The sequence below is a fragment of the Pseudomonas sp. BSw22131 genome (assembly GCF_026810445.1).
GTDB classification, from domain to species: Bacteria; Pseudomonadota; Gammaproteobacteria; order Pseudomonadales; family Pseudomonadaceae; genus Aquipseudomonas; species Aquipseudomonas huanghezhanensis.
The window spans coordinates 3771785-3786864 of the sequence record NZ_CP113949.1; the positions used below are offsets into that span (position 1 = coordinate 3771785).

Below are 15080 nucleotides of genomic sequence, written 5' to 3' on the forward strand. Positions count from 1 at the left end.
CTCTATAAATAGGCCCACATACACAGCCACCGATTCTGCTTGAAGGATGCGTCATGGATGTTTTCTGGTTTCTACCGACACACGGCGATGGCCATTTTCTGGGTACTACCAAGGGCGCGCGCCCGGTCACGTTGAACTACCTGAAACAAGTGGCCCAAGCCGCCGACGACCTCGGCTATCACGGTGTACTGATCCCGACCGGTCGCTCCTGTGAAGACTCTTGGGTCATCGCCTCGGCGCTGGTGCCGCTGACCGAACGGCTGCGTTATCTGGTGGCGATACGCCCAGGGATCATTTCTCCCACCGTTTCCGCGCGCATGGCGGCGACCCTGGACAGACTGTCCGGTGGGCGCCTGTTGATCAACGTCGTGACCGGTGGCGACCCTGACGAAAACCGTGGCGACGGCAGCTTCCTGGATCACAGCGAGCGCTACGAAGTGACCGATGAATTCCTGAAAATCTGGCGCCGCGTGCTGCAAGGGGAATCAGTGGATTTCGAGGGCAAGCATTTGCGCGTGCAGAACGCCAAGGCGCTGTACCCGCCGATCCAGAAACCCTACCCGCCGCTGTATTTTGGCGGCTCCTCGGAAGCGGCGCATGAACTGGCTGCCGAGCAAGTGGACGTTTACCTGACGTGGGGCGAACCGCCCGCCGCCGTGGCGGAGAAACTCGCCGACATCCGCGAGCGTGCTGCCCGCAACGGTCGCACCGTGAAGTTCGGGATTCGCCTGCATGTGATCGTGCGCGAGACCAGCGAAGAGGCCTGGAAAGCCGCCAGCCATCTGATCGAACACATCAGCGACGACACCATCGCTGCCGCGCAAAAGTCGTTTTCGCGTTTCGACTCCGAGGGGCAACGGCGCATGGCGGCACTGCATGACGGGCGTCGCGACAACCTGGAAATCGCGCCCAATCTATGGGCAGGCGTCGGCCTGGTGCGCGGCGGCGCCGGCACGGCACTGGTCGGGAACCCCGAAGAAGTTGCTGCGCGGATCAAGGAATACGCTGATCTGGGCATCGAGAGCTTCATCTTCTCGGGCTACCCGCACCTGGAAGAAGCGTATCGCTTCGCCGAGCTGGTATTCCCGCTGCTGCCCGAGCCGTACCGCAGCCTCGCCGGTCGCGGCATCACCAACCTGACCGGCCCGTTCGGCGAAATGATTGCCAACGATTTGCCTCCGCAGAAGTGATCCCCATGCAGCTATTGACCTTACCGCCCTCGCCCGCGCTGGCGACTTCGATCCGCGCCACCGCGCAGGTCTTCGAAGACCCTAAATCCCAGGCATTGCTGGCCCATGTGCAGCAGGTTGCGCCCAGCGAGGCGAGCGTGTTGATCATTGGTGAAACAGGGACGGGCAAAGAGCTGATCGCGCGCCATGTCCACAATCTCAGCGCGCGCAGGCACAGGCCGTTCGTGGCGGTCAACTGCGGGGCGTTTTCCGAATCGCTGGTTGAAGCCGAGTTGTTCGGCCACGAAAAAGGCGCCTTCACCGGCGCCTTGAACGCCAAGGCAGGCTGGTTCGAGGAAGCCAACGGCGGGACGTTGTTTCTGGATGAAATTGGCGATCTGCCGATGGCCATCCAGGTCAAATTGCTGCGCGTGTTGCAGGAGCGTGAGGTGGTGCGTCTGGGCTCGCGCAAAAGTACGCCGATTGACGTGCGCGTCCTGGCGGCCACCAACGTGCAACTGGAACGCGCGATCAATGCAGGGCACTTTCGCGAGGATCTTTTCTACCGCCTGAACGTGGTCAATCTCGAACTGCACACCCTGCGCGAGCGCCCCGGCGACATCATGCCGTTGACCCGGCATTTCATCGGCGTCTACAGCCAGCGCATGGGTTACGGGCCGATTCGCATCAGCCCGGAGGCCGAACACAAGCTCAAAACCTACAGTTGGCCAGGCAACATTCGCGAACTGGAAAACGTGATTCACCACACGCTACTGATTTGCCGCGACGGGGTGATCCAGCGCGATGACTTGCGCTTGTCCAACCTGCGCATAGAGCGTGCGGACGAGACGCCTGCGGTGGATGAATCAACCCAGGCGTTACTGGACCGGGCGTTTCAGAAGCTGTTCGAAGAACAGGCCGGCGCGCTGCATGAGAAGGTCGAGGACGCCCTGCTTCGCGCCGCTTACCGTTTCAGCCACTGCAATCAGGTGCACACCGCAGGCCTGCTGGGCCTGAGCCGCAACGTCACGCGCGCGCGACTGATCAAGATCGGCGAACTGGCGGTCAACAAACGCAGGCCCGGAGAACACTTGCAGGGCGACCGGGTGGTGCAGGTCTCGGTTTAGCGATGGGCGCAGCTTTTCGACGGGATGCGCCGGATGCGCGCCTGACCGTTCGCTCAACGGCGCCCAACCGTTTCACTCACCATCTGGTAGGCATTGAACGTCAACGCCGTCGCCCGGTGCTGACGGATCAGGTTCCAGAAATCCTCGCCTCCCCGCTCGACATCTTCCACCGCATGCTCCCAATCGGCTCTGGACTGCCAGAGCACGTGACTGAGCACCCGCTCGCGGTCTTCGCTCACCTGAACACTGGCGCTGATAAACCCTGGGGACGTGCGCGTCAAACGCTCGGTACGCTCGGCCAGCGCAGCGACCAGCGCGGATTGATGCCGTGAATCCACCACAAACTCTACGAACTGACTGAAAGGATTGAAGTCCTGGGACGTCATGAGGGTTCTCCATGATTGGCGTTCTGTACGAACCACCCGACTGCCTGCGCGAGCTTTCGCGAACTACGTGTGTGTGTTGCGGCGCGGGCGTCTCTGGTTAATTGCCGGACTGCTGTCTTCAGCATGTTTGCAGTCATGCGCCGCGCAGGGTAAAACCTCCACTTAACTGGAGGTCAAGCACCGATCGCCATCGAAAGGGACGCCTATGGGCAAAACAGATTCAGCCGTCATCGTGCGCGAATTGACGGTCGGCCAACTGGCGGCGCGCAGCGGCGTGGCGATTACGGCCCTGCGGTTCTACGAAGCAAGGGGCCTGATCAGCAGCCAGCGCAATAGCGGTAACCAACGCCGTTACTCCCGCGACGTGTTACGCCGGGTGGCGTTGATCAAGACCGCGCAGAAACTGGGTATTGCGCTGGCGAGCATTCAGGCGGCGTTCGAGACGCTGCCGCAAGACCGCCCCCCCGACACTGGAAGACTGGGGCAGCCTGTCGCTGCGCTGGAAAGCAGACCTGGACGAGCGCATCAACAAGCTGACCGCCCTGCGTGATCAATTATCGGGATGCATCGGTTGCGGCTGTCTGTCGATGAGCGCATGCCCACTGCGCAACAGCGGCGACGCGCTGGGGGCGGAAGGCGCGGGGCCACGCCTGCTCTATCAGGATTGAAGGTTCTGCGGGCTGACCAACGTCCCGGCCAGGGCGCGATCGGACGTCGACAACTTCATCTGTTGCATCGTCTGATTCAGCCCGTTGGTGGCCTGGATCAGCGAATTGGTCATGGCCATGGCCTCCATCTGCAATTGCCGGATCTTGGCGTCCCGCGATTTTGGGGACAGCGAGTGATCGTTCATGAAGACCTGCATTTCCTGCATTTTTCTGGCGATCTTCTGTTGCAGGTCACGAATGAGTTTCAGCTGATCCTTGACCCGCTCAGGCAAGTCGCTGGCGTCTATGTCGGCGTTTTTGTCGGTGCTGATTGCTTCACGCTGCGACTCGGCAGATAGCATGACCTTGACGCTTTCGCGGATCTGCTCGATAGCCGGTGAGACCTTGGGGTCTGCGTTGTCCGTTGCAGTCTGCTGTCCTTTTGCGGGTGTGAGGAGCGTCGCGGCCTCCGCCGGATTTCTGAAGCTCAAGCTCAACATGATCGCCTCCATAGCATTGTCGTCATCGGGTCAGAGTGCGCGGCAAGGTCGCCACGAATTGACCGGTTGAACCCATCATGTCGGCATCTGAAGGCTGCGCTTGAGGATCTGCGCGCACAGTGTGTCAATCGCGCCACATTTAATGGGCGTCGGTGCTGCGCGCGTTAATCCGCGATCTATCAGCGTCCAACCCGGGTTTAATTCAGCTCAGCCAGCCTGAAGGCGAGCGCCTTGGCTTGCAGGGCAACATCGGTGACGGCCGTACTTTCCCACCACAAGCCGCGCAGCGGAGGGCCCATTGCAAACAGGCGCGCAGACGCATTGCCGTGGGCATCCAGCACGGCACCACCCGGATCGGCAGCGATGCCCAGCGCCAAGGGGCCCGGTTGAATCAGCCCACGCGCCAGCAGTTGCCGGGGCAGCGCACGGTCAACCCGCCGCCAGTCGTATTGAATGCCCGTGGAGTTGATCAGCGCGGCGCCGCCGATCAGGGTCGAAGCAGTTTCGCCCCGGTGGCGTACGCGAATGCTCACATGACCGGGCTCGGCTGGCTCAACGCCCAGCGATGACGCCGCATGAATCGTCAGGCGCCCTTCTTCCAGCCAGCGCGACAACAGTGCTGCGCTTGGCGGCGGTGAACGGTGGTGATGACTCTCCCACCATGGCCTCACATGGCGTACGAACTGTCGCCGGTGCGCGTCAGTCGCCTGACTCCATAACCTGGGAATATGCACCCGCACGGTGTCCAGCGGCGCCTGCCAGTCGATGCCTTGCGCAACCGCCAGGGCGCATTGCTCGCGCAGCGCCCGCATCAGTTGTCGCGTGCTGCGAAGCGAGTCATCGGCACCCAGAAAGTCGGGCCAGGACGGAGGCTGCCTGCGCACGTGGGGCAGCAGGCCATGACGGGAAAACACATCCACCGGCCCAAGATGCCTGGCCTGATCAAGAGACACCAGCGCATCGACCATGGTCAATCCCGAACCGATGATCAACACCCGGCCCTGAGGATCAAGCAGGCGCATCGCACTGACGTCCCAAGGATCAACCGCTGCCGCGTTCAATTCATTGCCATCACGCTGCGGAGTACGCGCTGCGGCGAACATGCCGGTGGCCAGTACGCCGCGCTTGCCGCTCAGGCGAGTGCCGTCAGCCAAGGTGATCTGCACGCCCGAGTCATCAACGTTCAGGTCGACGGCCTCGCTCCTGATGTGCTCGACCGTCGAGCCATGGACGGCTCCAACCGCCTCAGCTTCAGCGAGACGCTGCTGCACGTACAGACCGAAAATGCCTCTGGGTGGGAACAGTTCAGCGACCGGCAGGTGTTGCTCATCAGACTGAGGCCAGCCGCCATCGGCAATGAAACCCGTCAGCCACTGCGTGAGGTCGTCCACCTTGTCGGGGTCGACGCTCATGCGCGCCGCATTGCCGTTCAGCGTGTGGCCCAGTTCGGTGGCGCTATACGCTTCTCCGCGCCCAACTTCACTGCGCGGCTCGATGATCAGAATCCGGCGCTTGCCAGGCCGGCGCAGCAACTGCACGGCCAGCATCGTCCCGCTCAGGCCGCCGCCAACGATGAGAATGTCAACGGCAGGTCGAAGGTGGTCGGAGGTCATTGGCGTGTGCCCTGGCTGCGTCTGGGAAGGGGTGCGACTGTTTGTTCATGTGTTTGATCATCGACTGTCTGGACATGGTGAGCGTGGAGCAGGTTTCAGACAAGTCGCCTTGAACCGCTGCGGTATAAAGGATGCGGCGGCGATGGCCCTGCACATGGCGTGCCTGAAAACCGGGACGTGTCGCTAAGTTTTTGGGGGGGGCTGGTTTCAGGGCCGCTACGCGCCCCATCGCGGCCTCGCGGTGCTCGTGCGCTCCTACAGGGGATTTGCGGCAGGGATTCGGGGCGTTCTCGGGATTTTTGATTCCGCCTGCGAACGCGGTGGATCAGGTACAACCTCGCCCCCTGGTTTCAGCGCCGCTTGGCAGGGAGTTTTGCACCGACAAGCCAGCAAAACGCTGTTCCGCTGTCGCCTGGGCAACACCGGCGCCTGCAAACGCGTCAGATCACCACATTCCTGACAAAGCAGCATTTCTCGGCCAAGGCTGTCTGGCTCAACCTATGTCTTGCGCTTCATATCCAGCCGGCGCAGATGGCAGGTGACCTCTTCGCGATCGTGATAAAGCTGTTTGCAGCCAATGGCCACCTTTATCCCCCGCGCCTTGAAGCCTTCTTCGATGCGGTCCAGCAATCGTCGAACTTCGGCATAACGTTGTTTCATCGGCAGTTTCAGATTGACCACGGCTTCACGACACAGACCCTCGCCTAGCCAGGTTTCCAGTAACGCGGCATTTCGGGCGGGCTTCTCGACAATGTCGCACACCATCCAGTCCACAGGCTGACGCGGCTTGTAGGTAAACCCATCAGCCATCAAGTGCTGCACCAGACCGGTGTCCATAAGGCTTTCGGCCATCGGACCGTTATCGATAGCCGTCACCAGCATGCCGCGCCTTACCAACTGGTACGTCCAGCCGCCCGGTGCTGCGCCAAGATCGACGCCGGTCATGTCACCCGACAGGCGCTCGTCCCACTGATCGCGGGGGATGAAATGGTGCCAGGCTTCTTCAAGTTTGAGGGTGGAGCGGCTCGGCGCTTCACGTGGGAACTTCAAGCGTGGAATGCCCATCGGCCACATCGCCGAATTGTCCGCATCCGCGAGCCCGAGAAACACTTCGCGACCACTTTTGAAGGTCAACAAAAGGCGCGGCAGACTCGGGTTGTCTACTAACTTGCCAGCGTGGGTGAGGGCCTTGCGCAACGGGGCTTCGAACTTGCGGCAAAAGGTGGACAGCTCTTTGCCGTCATTGGTGTCGACTATTTCCAGCCACAGACTGCCGCACGTAGCGAAGTCCTGCATGTGCGCGAGGATCACACTGATACGGTCGGTTTCCGGCAGCTCCAGAAACACGCCACGCGCCCACTGACGAGGGAAGATCAAGTCGACAAACCGCACGCTGTTCATCAGACGCTCGGCGCCGTCTGCTTCGGTGCAGACGAACTCGGCGCAGGCTGCGCTGGTTTTGGCCTTGGCGTAGCCGGACACATCAAGGCGTGCTGCGTGCTCACTGATTTCCGAACAGACTTCGCCTTCAAAACCAGGTCGACAGTGCATAAACAGGGTGTTCATTGGAGGTCCTCTGCACAGGCCGCGATGGCGCGTGACGCAAGCGATGACGTGAGGCCAAACCTCAGCGACGCAAAAGCGGCGCATGATAGCCCAATCAGGAACCACTGGCGCGTCGTGCGGGTCCAGTACTACACCAGCCGCTGGCCAGTGCGTTCGCGCACACCCCTGTAACGCTGTTCCGGTTAGCCCGATTCCCCCAAGTCCGTGCCGTGCGGACTCGTCAAGGAGTTAATTCATGCCTTCCATCGATAGCCTGAAAAGTCTAAAAACACTCGACATCAATAATAAGACCTACCACTACTACAGCCTGCCAGACGCCGCCAAATCCCTCGGCGACCTGGACAAGCTGCCGATGTCGCTCAAAGTGCTGCTGGAAAACCTGCTGCGCTGGGAAGACGACAAGACGGTCACTGGCGACGATCTTAAATCGATTGCTGCGTGGCTGACCGAACGCAAATCCGACCGCGAAATTCAATACCGTCCTGCACGGGTGCTGATGCAGGACTTTACCGGCGTGCCGGCAGTGGTCGATCTGGCTGCCATGCGCGCCGCCGTCGCCAAGGCCGGCGGTGATCCGCAGCGAATCAATCCGCTGTCGCCGGTCGACCTGGTGATTGACCACTCGGTGATGGTCGACAAGTTCGGAGATGCCAACGCGTTTGGCGAAAACGTTGATATCGAGATGCAGCGAAACGGCGAGCGTTACGCCTTCCTGCGCTGGGGCCAGAGCGCTTTCGATAACTTCAGCGTGGTGCCACCCGGAACCGGCATCTGCCATCAGGTGAACCTCGAATACCTGGGCCGAACAGTCTGGACCAAAGAAGAAGACGGCCGTACTTACGCATTTCCCGACACGTTGGTGGGCACCGACTCACACACCACCATGATCAACGGCCTGGGCGTTCTGGGTTGGGGCGTCGGCGGCATCGAGGCCGAGGCGGCGATGCTCGGCCAGCCGGTGTCGATGCTGATCCCCGAAGTGATCGGTTTCAAACTGTTGGGCAAGCTCAATGAGGGCATTACGGCCACCGATCTGGTGCTGACCGTCACCCAGATGCTGCGCAAGAAAGGCGTGGTCGGTAAGTTCGTCGAATTCTACGGCGACGGGCTGGCGGATCTGCCGCTTGCTGACCGCGCCACCATCGGCAACATGGCTCCGGAATACGGCGCGACGTGCGGCTTCTTCCCAGTGGACGATGTGACCCTGGATTACCTGCGGCTATCCGGCCGTCCCGCTGAAACCGTGCAACTGGTCGAAGCCTATTGCAAGGCTCAAGGTCTGTGGCGCTTGCCCGGCCAGGAGCCGGTATTCACCGACGCGCTGGAGCTGGACATGGGCACGGTTGTCGCAAGCCTTGCAGGGCCAAAGCGCCCGCAGGACCGCGTTGCGCTGCCGGATGTCGGCCAGGCGTTCGATGATTTCCTGGGTCTGCAACTCAAGCCCAGCAAACATGACGAAGGCCGTCTTGAAAGCGAAGGTGGCGGCGGCGTTGCGGTCGGCAATGCCGATCAGGTGGGCGAAGCGGAGTACGAATACGACGGCAATAAATACCGTCTCAAGAACGGTGCCGTGGTCATCGCTGCCATTACATCGTGCACCAACACCTCCAACCCCAGCGTGATGATGGCAGCAGGTTTGCTGGCTAAAAAAGCGGTGGAGAAAGGCCTGCAGCGAAAACCTTGGGTCAAGAGCTCATTGGCGCCAGGCTCAAAAGTGGTCACCGATTACTACAACGCGGCCGGGCTCACTCAATACCTCGACGCCTTGGGTTTCGACCTGGTGGGTTATGGCTGCACCACGTGCATCGGCAACTCGGGGCCGCTGCGTGATCCCATCGAGAAAGCCATCCAGCAGTCTGACCTGACCGTGGCCTCGGTGTTGTCCGGCAACCGTAACTTTGAAGGCCGCGTCCACCCGCTGGTCAAAACAAACTGGCTGGCTTCACCGCCGCTGGTCGTCGCGTATGCACTGGCAGGCACAGTGAGGGTTGACCTGAGCTCGGAGCCTCTGGGCGAAGGCAGCGAAGGCCAACCGGTATACCTGCGTGACATATGGCCCACCAGCCGGGAAATCGCCGACGCGGTCCAGAAAGTCGACACCGCGATGTTCCACAAGGAATACGCAGAAGTGTTCGCCGGCGATGCGCAGTGGCAAGCAATCGAGGTGCCACAGGCAGCGACTTACGTGTGGCAGGAAGACTCGACCTACATCCAGCATCCTCCGTTTTTCGATGACGTGGCAGGGCCGCTGCCGGTTATCAGCGATGTCAAAGAAGCCCGTGTGCTGGCGATTCTGGGTGACTCGGTCACCACCGACCACATCTCCCCTGCCGGTAACATCAAGGCCGACAGCCCGGCAGGACGTTACCTGCGCAGCAAAGGCGTCGAGCCCAAGGACTTCAACTCTTACGGTTCGCGCCGCGGCAACCATGAAGTGATGATGCGCGGTACCTTCGCCAATATCCGCATTCGCAACGAAATGCTCGGTAATGAAGAAGGTGGCTTTACGCTGCACGTGCCAACGGACGAAAAACTCCCGATCTACGACGCCGCCATGCGTTATCAGCAAGAAGGCACGCCGCTGGTGGTCATCGCCGGACAGGAATACGGCACCGGTTCCAGCCGTGACTGGGCGGCCAAAGGCACCAATCTGTTGGGCGTCAAGGCGGTGATCGCTGAAAGCTTCGAGCGTATCCATCGCTCGAATCTGGTGGGGATGGGCGTGCTGCCGTTGCAGTTCACGTCTGGCCAAAGCCGAAAAACACTGGGACTGACGGGACGCGAAACGATCAGCATCGCAGGCCTTAGCGGTGCGACCCTGCAGCCTGGCATGACGCTCAAGCTCAAGATCGAGCGCGAAGACGGTGCGGCTGAGGATGTCGATGTGCTGTGCCGGATCGACACCCTTAATGAGGTCGAGTACTTCAAGGCCGGCGGAATTCTGCACTACGTGTTGCGCCAATTGATCGCGTCTTGAGGTAACGGTCCTCGCCTGCCCACAAGGCGAGGACCGCTTGGCCGCAGACATGCATCGCTGGCAAAGCCAGTCCTTTCAGGGCCCGCTCGTGGCCCTGTTCTTTTGCGTCGGAAATAACCTACAGCGCGTCGCCATACGGCTGGCTAAAATTGCTGCCGACTTTCATCCACATCTGACAGCCATGCCTGTTTATTAAACGCTAGAATCCCCGCCTCATTTCACTGCTTAAGGACGTTGCCATGCCGGCGCTACGCTGGACGACGCTTGCCCTGCTTACGCTGGGCTACGTTGTTGCACTGATCTATGGGCAGTTGAGCCTGCCTGTTGTAGTGACGCTGGGTCTGCTGATCATGGCCGGCATCTGCGTCAATCATTTTCGGCACTGGGCCGTTCTCGCCTTTGGCCACGCCCTGTTTATAGCAGTAGCAATCGGCCTGGCGAGTCACTGGCTACCGGGCTTTCTCAACGCCCGCGCCATCGCGGCCGTGCGCATGAGCCCGGACGCAGCGCCGTTTTCGATGTTTCTCAATCTGGATAAACCGCTGATAGGCTTTTGGGTCGTGCTCGCCTGTCCGTGGGTGTTTTACCGTGCCGCGACGGGCCGCTCACTGCTATCCACCGCAGTGGTGCTGCTGATTACCACCGGTATATGCATGGCCACCGCAGTGGGGCTTGGCATGATCGCCTGGACACCCAAATGGCCTGAGCACGCTGGAATCTGGATATTCAACAATCTACTGCTTGTTACGCTGACGGAGGAGTTGTTGTTCCGGGGCTACATTCAGGGAGGCTTGAGCCGACTTTTTGAACGCGTCCCCGGCGGTGACGTACTGGCGATCGCTGTGGCGTCCGCATTATTCGGCCTGGCGCATTTCGGCGCAGGCTGGGAGTGGGTCGTGCTGGCTGGACTTGCCGGAGCTGGCTACGGAATCGCCTTCAAGCTCGGAGGTTTGACGGCTGCTGTATTGACACACTTCGGCCTGAATCTGGTGCACTTGACGCTGTTCACTTACCCCATGTTCAATCGATGACGCTTGAGCCAGAGCCTGCGCTGACGGCTGCTCATCACAATAACCTCAATTTTTGTCAGGACACGCCGATACCCACTCAAAGCCTTCCCGGATAGATAGCTCATGCGCAACAACCAGCCCGTCACCCAACGCGACCGCACGTTTCCCGCCAACCAACGATTGATCTCTACCACCGATGTACGCGGCGTGATCACTTACTGCAATGATGCGTTTGTTGAGATCAGCGGCTTTTCCTACGAAGAGTTGCTGAAGGCGCCCCACAATACCGTGCGCCACCCTGACGTTCCGTCGGCAGTATTCGAGCACATGTGGGTCACGCTCAAGCAGGGCCAGCCTTGGATGGGCATCATCAAGAACCGTTGCAAGAACGGCGATCATTATTGGGTGAACGCCTACGTGACGCCGGTCTTCGAAAAACAGCAGGTGGTGGGCTATGAATCGGTACGGATCAAACCCACGGCGGAACAGATCCGCCGCGCTGAAGCGCTCTACGCACGTATCAACAGCGGCAAGCCGGCAGTGCCTGGGCATGACAAATGGCTACCGGTCGTAAAGAACTGGCTTCCGTTTATTCTCGTGAGCCAGTTGAGCTTTCTGATTGGGGCATTCCTGAACTCTCACTGGGGCTTTGCGCTCGCTGCTGTGCTGTCAGTGCCGCTGGGGCTGCTGGGCCTGAGCTGGCAACAACGCGGAATCAAGCGCTTGCTGCGTCTTGCCGAACAAACCACCTCTGACCCGCTGATCGCCCAGATGTACACCGACAGCCGAGGTCCGCAGGCACGTCTTGAGATGTCGATCCTCAGCCAGGAGGCGCGTTTGAAAACTTGCCTGACTCGCCTGCAGGACACGGCGGAACACCTCACCGATCAAGCCAGACAGTCCGACAGCCTCGCACATGCCAGCTCCACGGGGCTGGAGCGCCAGCGTGTGGAAACCGAACAGGTTGCCACCGCGATCAATCAAATGGCCGCGACCACTCAAGAGGTTGCCAGCCACGTGCAACGCACCGCTGATGCCACGCAGCAGGCCAACGCCCTCACCCGCCGAGGCCGTGACATCGCCAGCGAAACCCGTGAAGCCATTCAGCGGCTCTCTGCGTCCGTAGGCGAGACCGGACTGACCGTCACCCAGTTGGCCAAGGACAGCGACGAAATCGGCGGTGTGGTGGATGTCATCAAAGGCATTGCAGACCAGACCAACCTGCTGGCACTCAACGCGGCCATCGAAGCCGCGCGTGCCGGGGAAATGGGCCGCGGTTTTGCAGTCGTTGCCGATGAAGTGCGCCAGTTGGCACAACGCACCACGGCCTCAACTGTCCAGATCCACAGCCTGATCGCCAAGCTGCAACACACTGCCAACGCGGCCGTGCAGACCATGAGCATCGGACACCGCCAGGCCGAAGAAGGCGTTGAACGGGTGCTGGAAGCGGACAAGGCGCTCGTGGGCATCAGCGACGCCGTTGCGAACATCACTGAAATGACAACCCAGATCGCTGCAGCGACCGAGGAGCAAAGCTCGGTGGCCGAAGAAGTCAGCCGCAACATCACTACCATTGCCCAACTGTCCGATCAGACATCCGAGGAAGCTCGCCGCTCCGCCACACTCAGCGCCGAACTGGCCGCAACCGCCAACACCCAATACTCGTTGGTAGAACGGTTTAATCGATAGGCCTCAACGCAGAAACCAAAAGCCCCGGCATCTGATTGTGCCGGGGCTTTTTTTTGCCTGCTTTAAATGAAGGAATTAGTGCTTGCGTAGCTGGTAACGATGCTGGTGCTTAGAGCTTTTTTTGTTCGATCAGTGAAATGTAGGGTTGACACCCCAGCCGCATTCCTATTATTTGAAATACAGATTAGATACATAGTTACCGCGCAGAGACGGTACTTGTCTGATCTTCATTATTAATGGCTTTGGTACGCATGGCACTGTGAGTGAGGCTTGTGTGTGCCAATGAGGAAAACTCATGAATACAGCTAAAACATCATATCCATTACCCTTGGTTTTTGTTCCAAGCTCCGACCCAGAGGATGGGTTACTGCAGACTGTCGATCTTTCACAGCCAATACTGGTTAATGTCGAAGTCTGGAAAGCAGCGGAGCCACATTATTATGCCCAGCTTGTCTTGGATGATCAGCTGATTGGAGATGCAAGGACTATCACAGAAAGCGACGCACCCGGCGACACAATGACTTTCGAGCTGCCTGAAAAGCTGCTTGAATCTAACGGCATTTATAAGCTGGCGTTCCGAGCATCAAGTCCCTTTAGTGAACAGCATGTTGTCTCCGAATCTATCGAACTGAAAGTCGACCGTACCCCACCAGGCGCAGCGATGCTAGCCCCTATTATTTTCCCCAACGTCACACTAGGAGAAGACTTGATTGGCAAGATCGCGGGTTACTCAGATATGCAAATCGGAGACTCTATACGGACACTATGCAATGGCGTGATGGGTCCTGGTCATACTGTGACAATGGAGGAGACCCTCGAAAAACCCATTTCCATTGTTTTCAGTCGAGCTTATCTGGAGGGCTTGGCAAGTGAAAGTGTACTGATCGAATACTTTGTCACAGACAGGGCCGGTAATGTTTCAGTCATGTCGATGCCGGTGGTTTTGACGATGAATGTCTGACTATTCGATATCTGACTGAGCATGACCTTCTAAAGATTGCCAGGATTTGGCGATTCCGTTTCCGGGCAGACTCACGCGGCTTGCGACCGTCAACGTGGATTCAAGAACTTGATGCGTCATGCCCGGATACGCTGCGGTGACGCCGTAGATACCATTCATACGAATTTCCCCAGAGTACAGGGAGCTAAAAAACAATCCACAAGGATGATATCAACCAAGCCATAACGATACCTTTTGCATGGACTTTTCTCGAAAGCGAGGACGCCAGGACTGTGGAAATCGAGTACGGCGTCACAGATCGAGCAGGTAAAACGTCGACTAAATCGCTACTTGCAAGGCTGATTCTGAATGTGTGACACGAAAAGCACCCTATCCATTTGGACTTACCTTATAAATTATGACACCCGTTTGACCACCATAGAAAATAAAATTAAAAATATATCAATGATTTTATGAGCCCGATCTCGCAATAGCCAATCTGACGCCTCACAGCATCTTGGGAATCGTCTGTAATACCCGTCTGACATATTGGACCTTTTGTAAAGATGGCGCTTCCAGCAATGCCCGTAATCATTGGCCCAATCTGAAATTCCAGACACACAGCGGTTTTGAATAATGAGTAGTGTTTTCAACCGATATCGCGTCAAGCTGTGCAAATTCGAAAGTTGACATCAAGAAATTTCGAACTGAACATAGGTCTCGCAAACACTTCTCCTACAGCCAAAACCGAGAAATCCGAGCGCTTCGAACATGCCTAACAAAACTCAGGGAGCACCTATGGGAAATGATGACAAAAACAAAAATTCAGATACCTGGCACTATATCGACGCACGTAACATAGCCACTTGTGACAGTGAAGCGTCAGCGCAGCCAACTGCCCTGTTATTGCCTGTTCAAGAGACCCCCATGCAACCGGGATCAATAGAACTCCCGGAAGATAGCGAGTCAGTTGATATTTACAAGGAAGTACTCAAACGCGCCCCCGGTTTCCCATGGGCAACCGAAGGCCCTAGAGACCGAAAGCCTGCAATTTTCCTGGCACCCTACTTGACCGGGCTGGATAGCGACATAGTGACGCCTGAGCAAATCGTCGAAGGCGTGTATATCAACATTCCGCGGTCGAGGAATTTATGGAGAGGCGACCTGATAAAAACGGTCTGGGGCTACAACACTTTTTATACGACGCTAGACGCGAATCCTCATCGTGATGCGCCAAGACTGATCCAATACATGAACAGCGAACAATTAACCAATTATCAAAGTGGCGTAGTTCACGTCCATTACGAGGTTGTGCGTCGTTCAAGACTGGTGGGGATTTCCGAGCGACTTATTATCACGCTGGGAGGTAAAGGCAGGCCTCGGAATCCAAGGCGCCGCAGATCAGTAGGACGAAAAGGCTTTTAGACAAAAAATCCCAGCCACATGACGTGGCTGG

At 58.5% G+C, this 15080-nt stretch carries 12 protein-coding genes and 1 pseudogene; 8 read left to right on the plus strand and 5 right to left on the minus strand.

From position 1 onward, the window contains the following. Positions 1-53 precede the first annotated feature (53 nt). Together ssuD and OYW20_RS16970 are read left to right on the plus strand one after the other, a co-directional pair. Positions 54-1190 (plus strand): FMNH2-dependent alkanesulfonate monooxygenase, encoded by a 1137-nt coding sequence (gene ssuD, locus OYW20_RS16965; protein ID WP_268797098.1) that lies wholly within the window; start codon positions 54-56, stop codon positions 1188-1190. Positions 1191-1195: 5 nt separating this feature from the next. Next, positions 1196-2296, plus strand: coding sequence for a sigma-54 interaction domain-containing protein (locus OYW20_RS16970; protein ID WP_268797099.1), 1101 nt, complete (start codon positions 1196-1198; stop codon positions 2294-2296). A gap of 53 nt (positions 2297-2349) precedes the next feature. Here the strand turns inward: OYW20_RS16970 and OYW20_RS16975 are convergent, their stop codons facing one another. Then, complete coding sequence (locus OYW20_RS16975; RefSeq protein ID WP_268797100.1) at positions 2350-2682, minus strand: antibiotic biosynthesis monooxygenase family protein; 333 nt, start codon at positions 2680-2682, stop codon at positions 2350-2352. A gap of 205 nt (positions 2683-2887) precedes the next feature. Here OYW20_RS16975 and soxR point away from each other — a divergent pair. Then, positions 2888-3350: pseudogene (gene soxR / locus OYW20_RS16980) on the plus strand (redox-sensitive transcriptional activator SoxR). On the opposite strand, the gene OYW20_RS16985 reads toward soxR, so the two are convergent. From OYW20_RS16985 to rlmM, 3 genes are all read right to left on the minus strand, one after another. Next, complete coding sequence (locus tag OYW20_RS16985) at positions 3341-3829, minus strand: hypothetical protein (protein WP_268797101.1); 489 nt, start codon at positions 3827-3829, stop codon at positions 3341-3343. The pseudogene soxR and the gene OYW20_RS16985 sit on opposite strands and share 10 nt — an antisense overlap. A 197-nt stretch (positions 3830-4026) precedes the next feature. Further along, entirely contained in the window at positions 4027-5442 is a 1416-nt protein-coding gene (locus OYW20_RS16990; protein ID WP_268797102.1) for an FAD/NAD(P)-binding protein, read from the minus strand. Positions 5443-5940: 498 nt separating this feature from the next. Continuing rightward, complete coding sequence (rlmM, locus tag OYW20_RS16995) at positions 5941-7008, minus strand: 23S rRNA (cytidine(2498)-2'-O)-methyltransferase RlmM (protein WP_268797103.1); 1068 nt, start codon at positions 7006-7008, stop codon at positions 5941-5943. A 235-nt stretch (positions 7009-7243) separates the two neighbouring features. On the opposite strand from rlmM, the gene acnA reads away from it, so the two are divergent. The 4 genes from acnA to OYW20_RS17015 all read left to right on the plus strand — a co-directional run bounded on the left by acnA (position 7244) and on the right by OYW20_RS17015 (position 13645). Continuing rightward, entirely contained in the window at positions 7244-9985 is a 2742-nt protein-coding gene (acnA, locus tag OYW20_RS17000) for an aconitate hydratase AcnA (RefSeq protein WP_268797104.1), read from the plus strand. A gap of 239 nt (positions 9986-10224) precedes the next feature. Continuing rightward, complete coding sequence (locus tag OYW20_RS17005; RefSeq protein ID WP_268797105.1) at positions 10225-11016, plus strand: CPBP family intramembrane glutamic endopeptidase; 792 nt, start codon at positions 10225-10227, stop codon at positions 11014-11016. A 102-nt stretch (positions 11017-11118) separates the two neighbouring features. Then, complete coding sequence (locus OYW20_RS17010; protein WP_268797106.1) at positions 11119-12684, plus strand: methyl-accepting chemotaxis protein; 1566 nt, start codon at positions 11119-11121, stop codon at positions 12682-12684. A gap of 295 nt (positions 12685-12979) precedes the next feature. Beyond that, positions 12980-13645 carry a hypothetical protein gene (locus tag OYW20_RS17015; protein WP_268797107.1) on the plus strand — a complete coding sequence of 222 codons (666 nt, stop codon included), beginning with the start codon at positions 12980-12982 and terminating at the stop codon, positions 13643-13645. Here OYW20_RS17015 and OYW20_RS17020 read toward each other — a convergent pair whose 3' ends face one another. After that, positions 13646-13804, minus strand: a complete 159-nt coding sequence (locus tag OYW20_RS17020) for a hypothetical protein (RefSeq protein WP_268797108.1) — start codon at positions 13802-13804, stop codon at positions 13646-13648. 618 nt (positions 13805-14422) lie between these two features. On the opposite strand from OYW20_RS17020, the gene OYW20_RS17025 reads away from it, so the two are divergent. Beyond that, positions 14423-15049, plus strand: coding sequence for a hypothetical protein (locus OYW20_RS17025; RefSeq protein WP_268797109.1), 627 nt, complete (start codon positions 14423-14425; stop codon positions 15047-15049). The last annotated feature ends 31 nt before the right edge of the window (positions 15050-15080 follow it).